The sequence below is a fragment of the Agathobaculum sp. TL06 genome (assembly GCF_054658635.1).
Window position 1 is genome coordinate 84,127 of the sequence record NZ_BAAGGY010000004.1, and the last position, 14,099, is coordinate 98,225.

At 61.3% G+C, this 14,099-nt stretch carries 15 protein-coding genes; 7 read left to right on the forward strand and 8 right to left on the reverse strand.

The annotated features are described in order from the left end of the window. Positions 1–109: 109 nt before the first annotated feature. Positions 110–613 carry a superoxide dismutase family protein gene (locus tag ACYQ3S_RS03605; RefSeq protein WP_459687368.1) on the forward strand — a complete coding sequence of 168 codons (504 nt, stop codon included), beginning with the start codon at positions 110–112 and terminating at the stop codon, positions 611–613. Positions 614–1,303: 690 nt separating this feature from the next. On the opposite strand, the gene ACYQ3S_RS03610 is transcribed toward ACYQ3S_RS03605, so the two are convergent. The 4 genes from ACYQ3S_RS03610 to ACYQ3S_RS03625 form a co-directional block, all read right to left on the reverse strand. Then, the gene (locus ACYQ3S_RS03610) at positions 1,304–2,296 is read right to left on the reverse strand and encodes an ATP-binding protein (RefSeq protein ID WP_459687369.1); all 993 of its coding nucleotides are present in this window, start codon (positions 2,294–2,296) and stop codon (positions 1,304–1,306) included. 3 nt (positions 2,297–2,299) lie between these two features. Next, the gene (locus tag ACYQ3S_RS03615; protein WP_459687370.1) at positions 2,300–3,229 is read right to left on the reverse strand and encodes a DnaD domain-containing protein; all 930 of its coding nucleotides are present in this window, start codon (positions 3,227–3,229) and stop codon (positions 2,300–2,302) included. Positions 3,230–3,339: 110 nt separating this feature from the next. Further along, entirely contained in the window at positions 3,340–4,362 is a 1,023-nt protein-coding gene (locus ACYQ3S_RS03620) for a DUF4179 domain-containing protein (protein ID WP_459687371.1), read from the reverse strand. Between the two features lie 64 nt (positions 4,363–4,426). Beyond that, a complete protein-coding gene (locus ACYQ3S_RS03625; RefSeq protein WP_459687372.1) occupies positions 4,427–4,921 on the reverse strand; it encodes an RNA polymerase sigma factor in 495 nt (164 codons plus the stop codon). Between the two features lie 363 nt (positions 4,922–5,284). On the opposite strand from ACYQ3S_RS03625, the gene ACYQ3S_RS03630 reads away from it, so the two are divergent. Next, the gene (locus ACYQ3S_RS03630; protein WP_459687373.1) at positions 5,285–5,689 is read left to right on the forward strand and encodes a hypothetical protein; all 405 of its coding nucleotides are present in this window, start codon (positions 5,285–5,287) and stop codon (positions 5,687–5,689) included. 120 nt (positions 5,690–5,809) lie between these two features. Here the strand turns inward: ACYQ3S_RS03630 and ACYQ3S_RS03635 are convergent, their stop codons facing one another. Both ACYQ3S_RS03635 and ACYQ3S_RS03640 read right to left on the reverse strand, forming a co-directional pair. Then, positions 5,810–7,273, reverse strand: a complete 1,464-nt coding sequence (locus tag ACYQ3S_RS03635; protein WP_459687374.1) for a permease prefix domain 1-containing protein — start codon at positions 7,271–7,273, stop codon at positions 5,810–5,812. After that, a complete protein-coding gene (locus ACYQ3S_RS03640) occupies positions 7,260–7,607 on the reverse strand; it encodes a PadR family transcriptional regulator (protein WP_082397169.1) in 348 nt (115 codons plus the stop codon). Before ACYQ3S_RS03640 ends, ACYQ3S_RS03635 begins: the two co-directional genes overlap by 14 nt. Before the next feature lie 161 nt (positions 7,608–7,768). Between ACYQ3S_RS03640 and ACYQ3S_RS03645 the strand changes: the two genes are divergently transcribed. The 5 genes from ACYQ3S_RS03645 to ACYQ3S_RS03665 all read left to right on the forward strand — a co-directional run bounded on the left by ACYQ3S_RS03645 (position 7,769) and on the right by ACYQ3S_RS03665 (position 11,265). After that, positions 7,769–8,347: a TetR/AcrR family transcriptional regulator gene (locus ACYQ3S_RS03645; RefSeq protein WP_459687375.1), complete on the forward strand. Its 579-nt coding sequence runs from the start codon at positions 7,769–7,771 to the stop codon at positions 8,345–8,347. Beyond that, positions 8,340–9,707: an MATE family efflux transporter gene (locus ACYQ3S_RS03650; RefSeq protein WP_459687376.1), complete on the forward strand. Its 1,368-nt coding sequence runs from the start codon at positions 8,340–8,342 to the stop codon at positions 9,705–9,707. The genes ACYQ3S_RS03645 and ACYQ3S_RS03650 overlap by 8 nt, the downstream gene beginning before the upstream one ends. Positions 9,708–9,756: 49 nt before the next feature. Then, positions 9,757–10,311 carry a prolyl-tRNA synthetase associated domain-containing protein gene (locus ACYQ3S_RS03655; protein ID WP_459687377.1) on the forward strand — a complete coding sequence of 185 codons (555 nt, stop codon included), beginning with the start codon at positions 9,757–9,759 and terminating at the stop codon, positions 10,309–10,311. A gap of 83 nt (positions 10,312–10,394) precedes the next feature. Then, positions 10,395–10,799: a nucleoside-diphosphate kinase gene (ndk, locus tag ACYQ3S_RS03660; protein ID WP_459687378.1), complete on the forward strand. Its 405-nt coding sequence runs from the start codon at positions 10,395–10,397 to the stop codon at positions 10,797–10,799. Between the two features lie 4 nt (positions 10,800–10,803). Beyond that, the gene (locus ACYQ3S_RS03665) at positions 10,804–11,265 is read left to right on the forward strand and encodes a TIGR04076 family protein (protein ID WP_459687379.1); all 462 of its coding nucleotides are present in this window, start codon (positions 10,804–10,806) and stop codon (positions 11,263–11,265) included. Between the two features lie 72 nt (positions 11,266–11,337). Here ACYQ3S_RS03665 and ACYQ3S_RS03670 read toward each other — a convergent pair whose 3' ends face one another. Next, positions 11,338–13,461 (reverse strand): polyribonucleotide nucleotidyltransferase, encoded by a 2,124-nt coding sequence (locus ACYQ3S_RS03670; protein ID WP_459687380.1) that lies wholly within the window; start codon positions 13,459–13,461, stop codon positions 11,338–11,340. A 173-nt stretch (positions 13,462–13,634) separates the two neighbouring features. Further along, complete coding sequence (gene rpsO, locus ACYQ3S_RS03675; protein WP_031476090.1) at positions 13,635–13,901, reverse strand: 30S ribosomal protein S15; 267 nt, start codon at positions 13,899–13,901, stop codon at positions 13,635–13,637. Positions 13,902–14,099: the final 198 nt, after the last annotated feature.

Here is a 14,099-nt window from a genome sequence, read left to right on the forward strand (position 1 = left end):
AACAACTCCTAACATATCTTTTCTTGCCTGATTTTTAGTATACCGCATCCCCGCGTCTTTCGCAAGGGCAATCGCAGCCGCATAGGATGATTTACGGAGGGAATCAACCATGAAACAAACCAATTCACAATATTTTGCCTCGGTCATCCAAAACAGGCTTCCGGACGCGGCCGCCGTGCTGCAGGCCGCGCCGGGCGGCGGGCGCATCGAAGGCACCGTTTCGTTTTACCAGACGCCGCAGGGCGTGCTGGTCACAGCCGCCGTGCGCGGCCTGCCGGTCACGCGCATGGCCTGCGCGCAGCCCATTTTCGCGCTGCACATCCACGAGGGCGCGTCCTGCACCGGCAACGCGGGCGACCCGTTTGCCGACGCGGGGACGCATTACAATCCCGCCGGCTGCCCGCACCCCTATCACGCGGGCGACCTGCCGCCGCTGTTTGCGGACCTGACCGGCTTCGCATGGATGGCTGTGCTGACCGACCGCTTCCGCGTGCCGGATATCCTCGGCCGGACCGTTATCGTACACAGCCGGCCGGATGATTTCACGACCCAGCCTTCCGGCAACGCAGGCGCTAAAATCGCGTGCGGCGTAATCACGCCGACCAGGCGGTAGCCCTGCTGGCAAATGGAAAGCGCCGCTGCCTCGTTGGGGGAAACGAGACAACGGCGCTTTGCCGGTTCACTACACAGATTCAAAAAAGGGGGTAAAAGAGAAATAAAAAGATCGGTAGGCTGTCAGCTTCGGGATTGCGGCTTCCCTTGCTGACGTATTCAGTATACCGCGCTTTGCCGCGGAATGTGTGAATAGATTTTGAACAGGCTGTGAAAGATTTTTGGCCGTCCGTTCCAGCACTTCCAGCAAACGGGAAACGCCCGGCCTCCATGGGGGAAATGGAGGCCGGGCGCAGCCGTTGCTCTCAAAAAGAGGATAAAAGAAAAGATGAAAGAAAGGGGAAATAGGTGTAATAAGAGGTTGTCTTCCAGGAACGTTCCAATTCCTTTCGACGGTTATAGTATACCGCAGCCCGCGCCCGAATATGTGAATAACTTTTGAACAGACTTTAAAAGGTTTTTTACAAAGCGCTTCCTCTGCGGAACGGGGAAAAAGCCCCGGTTCCATGGGGGAAACGGAACCAGGGCTTTTTCGGTCATTTCACAAAATAAAGGGGGGTAAAAGAGAAATAAAAGATCGGTAGGCTGCTTGTCGATTCGGGATTGCGGCTTCCCTTATCGACATGCTTAGTATACCCCATTTCCCCCGCGAATATATGAACAGAATTTGAACGTCCTGTGAAAGAATTGTTTACATTTTCTTTTTCAGCAGCCGGATGTCGTCCCCGAAAAAACGCAGCGCCATAAATTCCCCCAGCAGGCGGGAGGCCACGGCGGGCGAATACTTCTCGCCCAGCGTTTCCGGCGGCAGGTTGGTGTTGACGATCATCGGCCGTTTGGCCATCAGGCGGTTGTTGATCAGGTTGTACAGCGCGGAAACCGTGAACGCCGTCCCCATTTCGGTCCCCATGTCGTCGATAATCAGCAGGTCCGCGCGCTCATAGCGCGCCGCGCGCTCGGCGGCGGCCTCCCCGTCGCCGTTGCCGAATTTAATCGTTTCATAGGCCGCGACAATGTTGATCGCCGTGTCATACGCCACGGAAAAGCCGCGCGCGGACACGGCCTCCGCGATGCAGGTGGATAAAAACGTTTTGCCCAGGCCGGTCGAGCCGTACAGCAGCAGGTTGGGGGAATCCTTTCCGAACCGCGCCGCGTATGCCTTGCATTCGTCCAGATTATATTCCATATTTTCGCGCGGGGACAGGCCGAGCCGCGCGTCCGGACGGGTGGAATAATACGCCATATTGAATTTTGCAAAATTCTGGTCCTGGATCGGCAGGATATCGGACAACTGCTCCTTGAGGATACGGGCGTACCGCTCCCGCACGCAGGCGCAGACCGCGCTGCCCGCGTAGCCCGTGTCCCCGCAGGCCGCGCACATCGGCTTGTCCGTCAGGTAATCGGCCGGCAGGCCGAGCTGTTGCAGCAGCGCAGCCCGTTCCTCCTGCAGGGCAAGGTTGCGGCCGCGCAGTTGTTCAATCGCGGCAGACGGGTCGCCGCCGGATTCGAGCGCGGCCCTGAGCACGGCCGCGGCGGTCGTACCCAGCTCGCGGTCGATCGCGCGGACGCGCGGCTCGCGGGCGTATATCTCGCGCCGGCGCGCCTCCAGCTCATCCGCACGGGCGGCGCGGTCGCGCTCCAGCTCGCGGCGGGCGGCGGCGAGGACCTTTTTATCATATGCCATAGCTTATTCCTCCGTTTTGCGGCGGTGGCTGCGCACGCGCGCGGCCCAATCCTGCTCCCATGCGGCCAGCGTGGCGCTGTCGGTCGGCTGCGCGGCGGTCTGACCGACCGCCGCGCGCGCTTCCGGTTCGAGCGCAGTGATCTCGCTGACCGTATGTACCCCGCCTGCGTCCCACTTGCGCAGGATGCCAAGCGTATAATCCAGACTCCGGCGGCCCTGGTGCCTGTCCGTGCGGCGCACGGCCAGCTCGACCGCCTCCGGCGGGAAGCCGTGCGCCAGCGCGAACCGGCAGACGCGCTGCTCCTTGGGCGCGGGCTGCGCGGGGTCGGCGCCAAGCGCCCGATAGACCGCGTCGCTGAGCGGCTTTTCGTTCACCCTGCGCGCCAGGTATTGCTGCGCGTCCGGCGCGGTCACGATCCCCATATCCGCCCACTGGTAAGCCTCGCGCTTGATATCGGCCAGGCGCACCGTGCCTTTCTCCTTTTTCAGATAGGCCAGCAGTTCAATGATCGCCCCCGCGTCCAGCCCCAAATGGTCGTATGCGGTCAGCAGGCAGCGGAGCTGCCCCTCGGTCAGCGTCCGGCCGAGCGTGGCCTCCGCGCTCTCACAGACGGCCGCGAAGCGGTGGTCGTCCATGCGCGCGCGGCGCAGCTCGTCCGTCGTATACTGCGGCGCATCCGCGGGCTTGTCCGCCTCCGGCGCCTGCACCGGCGCGGTGAGCTGGTTCAGGGTGAACGCCGCGCGCTCATACCGCTCTCCGGACAGGTGCAGCGCCCGCGCGGCCGCTTTCGCGTCCGCCGCGCCGCCGTGCCGCAGGATGTAAAGATAAAGGAGCGCCGCGTCTCCGTCGCCGACCGCGATCAGCTTGTCCAGCATATCGCAGCGCGCGACGCGCAGCTCGCCCTCGGGAAGCAGTACAGAGGTGGGGGCCATGGCTCATTTCCTTTCCAGATCGGGATTGTCTTTTATTATAGCACACCCGATGCGTTGGGGCAAACACAAAAGGGGCCGCATCAATGCGGCCCCTTTCCGACGGTATCCGGTTACTGCACCGGTATCTCCATACCGGCGACCGTGAGCGACGCGATCTCCTCAATCGGGATGATCTCGGTGAAAATATCGCCCTTCTGGCAGACGGTCTTGCCGCCCTCGGGGCCGATGCTGCCGCCCGCATTGGACAGGTCGATGCTGGCGCCGTCCTTCCTGTTCACCAGGATCTGCACGCTTTCAAAATATTTGTGCATCTGCGCGCTGTCATGCTCGCTCTGCCGGCCGGACTGCGCGTTTTCATCCCACTGCACCGCGCTGTCCACCGTGTAGTCCACGCGCAGCGCCAGCGGGGACAGCGTGATCTCGTCGATCACGGCGTTCATGCCGTTCAGCTCGAACGTCTGCCCCGCGGGCAGGCTGACCGAGGTATCCTCAAAATCCAGGTTGAACTTGAGCGACCAGTCTCCCTCGGCGATGACGCGGCGCTCAAGCTCGCCCGCATCGTTCTCCGCGTACACACACAGGTCGCTGAACTTCGCCCGCACCGCGTGGCCGCGCACCTCGCCGTCGCTGATCTCGCGCGTTTCTACATACTGGATCGCGTTGTCCGCCGGATCGGCGTCGTAAAAATACGAGCCGCCGTGCGTGCCGCCGAAATAGCCCATCAGCGAGGTATCCCAGTCGGCAAAGCCCATCGGCAGCAGATTTGTGCCAACGATATCGGTCAGGTCGATATCAAAGGCGGTGCCGTCCTCCTTTGCGATCGAATAGGTGACCGCGTAGTGGTACTTGTCGCCGATAATGGCGTCCGCGGTGACGGTCACGCCGTTATCCGTGTCGCTCGCGCCGACCGGCCGGCCGATCTTATCGATAATCTCGGTATCCGCGGTGGGGCCGAACACGCCCGCGAACGCCTCACCCGCGGTTTTGAGTACGCCGGTCGCGCTCGCGCCCACGCCCAGCGCCAGCGCCGCCGCCACGCCGATCACAGCGATGCGCGGCAGGCGGCGGACGCGCCGCCGCGTCTCAGGCGCCTGTTCCGGCCGCTCGATGGTATCCATCAGTCTCTTTGCCATCCTTGCCTTTGCCTCCTCGGAAAAACGCAGCCCGTCGAGCGCGTTTTTATACTCTCTGTTATCATTATACTCCGTGTTCACAACATTCGCCTCCCAACATGGTGCGCAGCCTGTTCCGGCCGCGGCTCAGGTGTGCGTTTACCGCCGCTTCGCTGCGGCCGAGCAGCGCGCCGATCTCCCGCGCGGAATAGCCCTCGTAATAATACAGGTACACCGCCTCGCGGTATTTATCCGGCAGCGCCATCACCGCGTCCAGCACGCAGGACTCCGGCGCTTCCGGCGCGGCCGTTTCGGCCACGGCCTCCAGCCCCACCGTGCGCCGCCGCCCCGCGCTGCGCAGCAGGTCTTTGCAGGCGTTGGCGGCCGCCCGAATGATCCACGCCTTTTCGTGCGCGGGGCTGTCGAAGGTCTGCCCGCCCGTCAGCAGCTTGAGGAATACGGTCTGGCAGATGTCCTCCGCGTCGTGCGTGGATTTCAGGTAGGTATAGGAAAGCCGCAGGATCAGGTCGGAATAGGTGTTCACCAGCCGTTCGGCCTCTTCCTGATCGAATTGTCTCATGGGTTTATCAACTCCTTTGGGAACAGCCGACCGGCTGTGTCAGCAACGTCGCTTCACCTACAATACGAATGGGGCGCGCCATTCCTGACAGCGGGAGAAAAATTTTTCGGCAAGGAAAAGGACAGCCTGGTTGCAGGCTGTCCCTATTATACCACAGCGGCCGGCGCTTTTCTGCCTGAAGCGGCCACAAAGCGCCGCTGGTGGTATAATAATTGAGATAAATGTATAATGGCCGCTTTGCGGCTATTATACCACAGCGGCCGGCAGGCTGAAGCGATATAGACCGGCTTATCATCTTATGCTATACTTTTTCTAAAGAAACAGAGCGGCAAATCCGAATTTGACAGGGAGGTCCGAGCGAATATGAAAAAGAAAGCATCCATATTGTTAGCAGGTGTGCTCATTCTGATTTTAGGGGCTGCCGCGTGGTATAATGCTCCAATTGACTTGATGAATTTAGACCCCAATGAAGTGATGGAAATTGTTGTTTTTAATGGGAATAGCGGAAACGGAACACACATTGAAGACAAAGAGCAAATCCAGCATATTATTGATAACTTGAATGATATTGAAAAGAGAGCAAAACCCTCTGTTGGGTATATGGGATATCGCTTTAAGATGACAATTTACTTATCTAATGGCAATGAAGCAGATGATTGGAATAACTTTATCATCAATTCCGCTGACACGATTCGGAAAGACCCATTTTTCTATTCTGTCACAAAGGGAAAAATTGATTATAGCTATATAGAGAGCATTGTAGCATAATGCAAATCCCCATTTATCGCGCAATATGCAGCAAAACGAAATAGGACATCCGAGAAAATCGACTGCCGTTTTTTCATACCGGCAGGCAGAAAGAAGCGGCCAGTCATAACAAAGCGGACTTTACCGCAGGGAACCGGCCGTTTCCCGCAGCGCGGGCCGCTGTTGTTCCGCGCGTTCCAGCCCGCCCGACCGCTGCGCGGAGAGCAGTAAGCCGAGCAGCAGCATGGTCTGGCACAAATATATGCCGCCGTAAGACAGCAACGGCAGGCCGTGGGACGCGAACACGATGATGCCGCAGTTTTGCAGCACATACAGCGCGGCCTGCAGCGCAAAAGTGAGCATCACGCCCATGCACACGCTGCGCGCGAGCAGGCCGTTCTGCCGCCGCGCAATGCGGAAGCCCCATGCCAGCAGCAGCAAAACCGCTGCTAAAAGCAGGAGAACGGCCGTCCACCCCCAGAGGTATTTGACCGACAGCAGCAGCCAATCGCCCGCGCCGTCCAGCTTGATCCACTCTGCGCCGTCAATCGTTTCGCTGCCCGTAAACGGGATGCCGAACATGATGTACTGGATCGCGGAGCCCTGATAGCCCGCTGTTGACGCATCCGCCTGCGGATGGAACACCAACGCCAGACGCTCCCGCGCATGCGGTACGGCATACAGCAGAAACAGGAAATATCCCAGCAGGGCCAGCAGCGGCGATACCGCCAACACGAGCCTGCCCCTGGTACACCTGCCGAACGCGCCGCGCCGCACCGCCATCACCAGCATCCCGCAGCAGACCACGGTCAATATGCCAAGGGCCGACATATACGGCGCGATACACGCCAGAAACCACATGCCGAGCAGGCTCAGCAGGCAGTTGCGGACGCCCTCCGCCCCCCTGCCGCGCTGGCTGTACAGCACGCCCGCGAACAGCACCGGAAAAAACCATATCCACTGTGCCGTGTAAAACAGCCGTCCGTTATATACCGCGCGCCACGGGCTGAACGCCAAAAACAGCCCGACCGCCAGCCACAGCGCATACAGCAGACGGATATGCCGCCCCAGTATGGTGTAATCCATAAAATACCCCAAAAACAGCAGCCCCGTGCCGATCGCAAAATAAAAGAGCTGGTTTGCCAGGCTATTCCCCGGTGATATCCCCATCCACGCGCAAAACGGCTGCCGCAGGATGTACTGGAGCGCCAGCCCTGCCGCCGCAGTTGCCAGCACGAGCACCAGCATCACCCAGTCCGGCCGCGGCCGCCACGCACGGTCCAACCGTGTGCCGGCCTCCACCGCGTCGCCCATTTCGCGGATGGTGGCCTGCGCGGCCTCGTCCTCGCCCATGCCCTCGGACCGGAAAGCTTCGTACTGGTCGCTCAGGTGGTCGGCCAGCTCCTCTGCCGCAACCGGACGCGCCCGCTTCCAGCGCATCTGTCCGGTCGCATCGTTCAGCCAGCCGAGCAAGGCTTCGGGCAGCGGCGGCTCGCTATAATCCGCGTCCAGCGCGTCCAGCTCCGCGGCGGTCTGCGCGCGCTCCGCCGCGTCGCGCCCCAGCAGGCGGATCATCTGCCGCCGCACGCATTCAGGCAAACGCATGGCTTTCTCCCCCCTTCAGCACACGCTCGACCGCGCCGGAAAACCGCCGCCATTCCTCGGTCTTTTCCGCCAGACGGGTATGCCCCAGATCGGTCAGGCGGTAATACTTGCGCACGCGCGCACCGTCCGCCGCCCGTTCGTAGGAGCGCACCAGCCCCTGCACCTCCAATGTGTGCAGCAGCGGGTACAGCGTACCCGCCTTGAGGGAAAAGGTGTCGTCCGACCGCTCGCGCAGGCGCTCGATCATCTGGTAGCCGTACAGGTCGCCCTCCTCCAGCAGACGCAGGATCAGAAGCCCCGTACTGCCCGCCAGCAGGCTTTTATCGATTGCCATAATTCCATCCTCCCTTATATCGATGTTCGATATATTCAGTATATATAGATAATCGATATATGTCAAGCCTTTTTCTCCTCCTGCGCGCGCTTGACAAACGCCCCCCTTTCGGTTATGCTGAAGATACAGAAAACTAACGCCGTTAGTTTGGAGGAATGCATATGCCGCGAAAAGGACTCAGTCGGGAGGCGATCATTGACACAGCCGCCGCGCTCGCCGAGCAAAAAGGGGCGGAAAACCTCACCCTGCGCGAGCTGGCGGAGACGCTCGGCGTCAAGACCGCCTCATTGTACAACCACCTGCAGGGCCTGCCCGAGCTGAACGCCCGACTGGCCGAACGCGCGCTCGACCGCCTGATGGACACGCTCGAAACCGCCATGGCGGGCAGAACCGGCGCGGAGGGGCTGCGCGCCCTCGCCGACGCCTACCGCAGCTTTGCCCGCGAACAGCCGCAGCTTTACCGCGCCATGGTGTCGCTGCCGCGCTTTTCCGACCCCAGCCTGGTCGAACGCAAGTATGCCTTTATGGACCTGTTCAACCGCGTGCTGGCGCCCTGCCGCCTGCCGGATGACCGGCGCATCCATCTCTCCCGCACGATCCGCAGCGCGCTGCACGGCTACTGCGCGCTCACCGCGGCGGGCTTTTTCCAATCCCCGCTCGCGTCGCCGGACGACAGCTTTGACAGCCTGGTCGCCCTGCTGTGCGCGGCCGTGGAAAAGGAGGCACAGTCATATGGATAACGACGCGCAGGCCCGCAAATACAAGCAGCTGACCGAGGCTCCGGTCGAGCCGCTGATCTGCAAAATGGCCGTACCGACCGTAATCAGCATGCTGATTACCTCGATTTATAACATGGCGGACACGTTTTTCGTCGGCAGACTTGGCACCAGCGCCACCGGCGCGGTCGGCGTGGTGTTCCCGCTGATGGCGCTGATACAGGCGGTCGGTTTTTTCTTTGGGCAGGGCTCGGGCAACTACATCTCCCGCATGCTCGGCGCACAGCACCGCGCGGAGGCCGAACGGATGGCCGCCACCGGCTTTTTCTCCGCGCTTGGCGCGGGGACGGTCATCCTCGCGCTCGGCCTGCTGTTCCGCACGCCGCTCTGCCATCTGCTCGGCGCAACGGAGACGATTTTCCCCTATGCGCTTGCCTACATGTGTATCGTCCTGATCGGCGCGCCCTGGATGACCGCCGCGCTCGTACTCAACAATCAGCTCCGTCTGCAGGGCAACGCCACCTATGCGATGGTCGGCCTGGTATCGGGCGGCATCCTGAACATCGCGCTCGATCCGCTGTTCATTTTCGTGCTCAAGCTGGGCATTGCGGGCGCGGCTGTCGCCACGATACTCAGCCAGTTAATCAGCTTCGGTCTGCTGCTGCTCGGCGTGAAGCTGTCCGGCGGCATCCAGATCCGGCTGCGCCTGTTTTCCCCCAGCCGCAAGCGCTATCTCGCGCTCGCGGGCGGCGGCATACCCAGCCTGTGCCGGCAGGGGCTGGCGTCCATCGCGGTCACCTGCCTGAACACCGCGGCCCGCCCCTACGGGGACGCGGCCATCGCCGCCATGAGCATTGTCACGCGCGTTTCCCAGTTTGCCGGCTCGGCCATGATCGGCTTCGGCCAGGGCTTCCAGCCGGTCTGCGGCTTTAATTTCGGCGCGCGCAAATACGACCGCGTCACCCGCGGCTTCTGGTTCTGCGTCAAATCCTCGTCGGCCGTCCTGCTGCTGCTGGCCGTGGCGGGCTGGGTATGCGCGCCGCAGATCATCGCCATTTTCCGCGCGGACGATCCCGAGGTCATCCGCATCGGCGCGCTCACGCTGCGGCTGCAGTGCATCTCTTTCCCGCTGGTCGGCTGGGTGACCATGTGCAACATGCTGCTGCAGAATATCGCCATGACCATGCGGGCCAGCATCGTCGCCGCAGCGCGGCAGGGCCTGTTCTTCATCCCGTTCGCGCTGGTGCTGCCCCTGTTTTGGGAGCTGTTCGGCGTGCAGCTCTGCCAGCCGGCCAGCGATATCTGCTCTTTTGCTCTGTCTACGCTGTTGACCGTCCCTGTGCTCCGCACCCTTTCGCGCGGCGAAAACCCCGATAAGCGCTGAATCCCAAAAGCAATATTTTCAGTTAATAATACTAATAGGAGTTTTAGATATGAACGAATTCACCCTCGACCCCACCCTGTATGACGGACGCCCGTCCGACTGCTCCGGCCGGAGCGCGGCAGAAACCGCCTGCTATGATTTTCTTGACGGGCTTGGCGTACCCTACCGCCGCGCCGACCACAGCGAAACGCCTTCCATCGAGGCCTGCGCCGCGGTTGAAGCGCTGCTCGGCGCGGAGATCTGCAAAAACCTGTTTTTGTGCAACCGCCAAAAGACCCAGTTCTACCTGCTGCTGATGCCGGGGAACAAGCCGTTCCATACCAAGGACCTGACCGGCCAGCTCGGCTGCTCCCGCCTTTCCTTCGCGGGGGAGGAGCCCATGCGCGAGCTGCTCGGCGTGACGCCCGGCTCGGTTTCGGTCCTCGGCCTGCTGAACGACACGGAAAACCGCGTCCGTCTGGTGATCGACCGCGACGTCCTGCAGCCGGAGTTCTTCGCCTGCCATCCCTGCCGGAACACCTCCTCCCTGCGCATCGCGACCGCCGACCTGACGGGCCGCATCCTGCCCGCCCTGCGGCACGAGCCGGACTACGTTTCCCTGTAAGCAAAAGGGGATTGTTTTTACCCGCGCCTGTGTTATACTAAGGGCAGCGGCACGAAATGAAAAACAGGAAGGCAGGCGGTTTTATGGAACGGACCTATATCATGCTCAAGCCGGACGCGCTGCAGCGCGGCATTACCGGTGAAATCCTCGCGCGCATCGAGCGCAAGGGCTACCGCATCACCCGCATGAAGACCATGCAGCTGGACGAGGCGATTCTTCGGGAGCATTACGCGCACATTGCTGGCAAGCCCTTTTTCCCATCCACGGTGGACTATATGACGAGCGGGCCGGTGCTGGCCATGATCGTGGAGGGGGAAAACGTCATCCAGGGGATGCGCACCCTGATGGGTCCCACCCGAAACGAGAATGCCCTGCCCGGCACCATCCGCGGCGACTTCGCCAGCTCGACCACCTATAACGTGATCCACGGCTCGGACGCTCCGGAAAGCGCCGAGGCCGAAATCCGCCGTTTCTTCGGGGAGGTATGACACCGTGGGACGTCCCCGTATTCGCATCTCCGTGACCGGCAGGCTCGGTCCCAGGGGCTGCCACCGCGGCCACCAGCCGGGCGACAGCTTTGATTTTGACGCCGAGCGTGGGCGCATCTGCCCGCTGGCCATGCATGTTGCGTTTCTGTACGCCGATATCCTGCGCTACGGCGGCGCGCTTCCAGGCGAGCCGGCCGGCACTGCACGCTTCTGTTGTCCGGATGCGGATACGGCCAACGTGTTCCTTATCGAACGGCTCGAGGATGGGGACGAGCTGCGCGCGATCCTGCGGCAGTTTGCCGCCTCCGGCTGGCCGCTGATCGCCGCACCCGCGCAGGCATGGCTGGACGGGGCGGGCGACCGCGCCGCGCTCACTGACGCCATCCGGCAGGCGGAGCGGGAATGCGGTTCCTGCGGCTGCGCGCTCGACCCGCTGTATCCCCGCGCGCTCGCGCTGCTTGGATAAAACGGCATACAAAAAGGGCTTCGGAACCATTGGGTTCCGAAGCCCTTTTTCATTAGGCTGCGGGAAGCAGGCTTACTTGATCTTTTCCTCTTCCTTAACGTCCTTCATCGACAGGTTGACACGGCCCTTGTCGTCGATCTCCATGACCTTGACCCAGACCATATCGCCTTCCTTGACCGCGTCCTCCACCTTTTCAATGCGGTGGTCGGCCATCTTGGAGATATGCACCATACCGTCCTTGCCCGGCAGCAGGTTGACGAACGCGCCGAAGTTCATCAGGCGCACGACCTTGCCGTAGTAGATTTCGCCCGGCTCGGGCTCCTTGACGATGGCTTCGATCATCTTTCTGGCCTTCTCCGCGTCGGCCGCCTTGACCGCCGCGATGGTGACCGTGCCGTCGTCCTCGATATCGACCTTGGCGCCCGACTCGGCAACGATGTTCTGGATCACGCTGCCGCCCTTGCCGATAACCTCGCGGATCTTATCCGGATGGATGTGCATGGTGGTCATCTTGGGCGCCCAGTCGGAAACGTCCGCGCGCGGCTTGTCGATCGCCTTGAGCATGATCTCGTCCAGGATGCCGTAACGGGCAACGCGGCACTTCTCAAACGCCTGCTTGATGATGTTCGGGGTCAGGCCGTCCACTTTGATATCGACCTGGATGGCCGTAATGCCCTTCTTGGTACCCGCAACCTTGAAGTCCATATCGCCGTAGAAGTCCTCCACGCCCTGAATATCGGTGAAGGTGGTTTCCTGGCCGCCGTCCGTAATCAGGCCGCAGGAAATGCCCGCAACCGGCGCCTTGATCGGCACACCCGCGTCCATCAGCGCGAGGGTAGAGCCGCACACCGAGCCCTGCGAGGTCGAGCCGTTGGACGAAATGACCTCGGATACCAGGCGCAGCGCATACGGGAACTCGCTCACGGGCGGGATAACCGGCAGCAGCGCACGCTCCGCGAGCGCGCCGTGGCCGATCTCGCGGCGGCCCGGGCCGCGAGACGGGCGGGTTTCGCCGACCGAGAAGGACGGGAAGTTGTAGTGGTGGATATAGCGCTTTTCGGTCTCTTCAAAAATGGTGTCCAGCTCCTGCGCGTCGCCCAGCGTACCCAGTGTGCAGAGCGTCAGCACCTGGGTCTGGCCGCGGGTGAACATGCCCGAGCCGTGTACGCGCGGCAGAACGTGTACCTCGGCCGCCAGCGGACGGACTTCCTCCATACCGCGGCCATCCACGCGCTTGCCGTTGGCCAGCCAGCGGCGCACGATCTTCTTCTGCAGCTTGTCCACGCACTCCGCAAGGTTCGCGCCGTGCTCCTCCTTGTACTCGTCGGAAAGGCCGGCCTCGAACTCGTCTACGATTGCGCGCACGCCCGCGTCGCGGACGGTCTTGTCGTCCGTGTCCATCGCGACCTCGAACTTGTCGTTTACCGCGGCCTCGAGCTTGTCAAACAGGTCGTGGTCAATATCATGATGCTCGTACTCGAACTTGGGCTTACCGATCTCGTCCTTGATCCCCTGGATAAACGCGCAGATCTTTTTCAGCTCCTCGTGCGCTTCCATCAGGGCGTTGAACATGTCGTCCTCGGGTACTTCCTTTGCGCCCGCCTCGATCATAACGATCTTATCCTTGGTGGCGCACAGGGTCACGTCCATCTCGGAAACCTTGCGCTGCTCGCTGGTCGGGTTGATGACCGTCCGGCCGTCCACAATACCGACCTGGCAGCCCGCCACAACATAGTCGAACGGGATGTCCGAAATGGATACCGCGATGGACGCGCCCAGCAGGGCGACGACCTCGGGGGAGTTGTCATAGTCGTTCTCCAGCACGGTGCAGACGATGGACACGTCGTTTCTGAGATCCTTGGGGAACAGCGGACGCATCGGGCGGTCGATCTGGCGGGAGGCGAGGATCGCCTTTTCGCTCGGACGGCCCTCGCGGCGCATGAAGCTGCCCGGGATGCGGCCGACTGCGTACAGGCGCTCCTCAAAGTCCACGGAGAGCGGGAAGAAATCGATGCCGTCGCGCGGCTTGGCCGACGCGGTCGCGGTGACGAGCACTGCGGTTTCACCGTAGCGCACCAGGCACGAACCGTTGGCGAGCTGCGCCATCTTGCCGGTCTCGACGGTCAGCTTGCGGCCGGCGATCTCGGTTTCGAAAACACGGTAATTCTTAAACTCAAAGGGATTGATATTTGCCATTATTTTTCCTCCTTTTTTGTTTGACGGAGGGCGGCTTTTTGCTTTGTTAGCACTTGAAGCAGGGGCGAAGCACGCGCTTCGGCGCTCCTTCAACTGCTAAAAAGCGGGTTGGCCGCCTTCCTATAAAATACAGAAACAGGGGAGCAGACTGCTCCCCTATTTCCTTGTTTCACTTACTTACGGATACCGAGCTTGGCAATCAGCGCACGGTAGCGGTTGATGTCCTTCTTCTGCAGGTATGCAAGCATGGAGCGGCGCTGGCCGACCATCTTGAGCAGGCCGCGGCGGGAATGGTTGTCCTTCTTGTGGACCTTCAGGTGCTCGGTAAGCTCCTGGATGCGCGCGGTCAGGATCGCGATCTGGACTTCCGGAGAACCGGTGTCGGTCGCGTGCGTGCGGTTTGCCTCGATAACGGCAGTCTTGTCTTCCTTGCGGATCATGTGGCGTTTCACCTTTCGTTGATAGATTTTTACTTACCCACAGGCCGGGCCGCGGCATGGTGAAATGGACACGGTAGGAACGTGTCCGGTTGTCCGTCGGCTAAGCGCGGGGCGAAAGTACAATTATCATATCATGCGTTTGCGGTTTTGTAAAGTATTTTCTATCTTTTTATTCACCTTGCCGCATTTTTACACTTT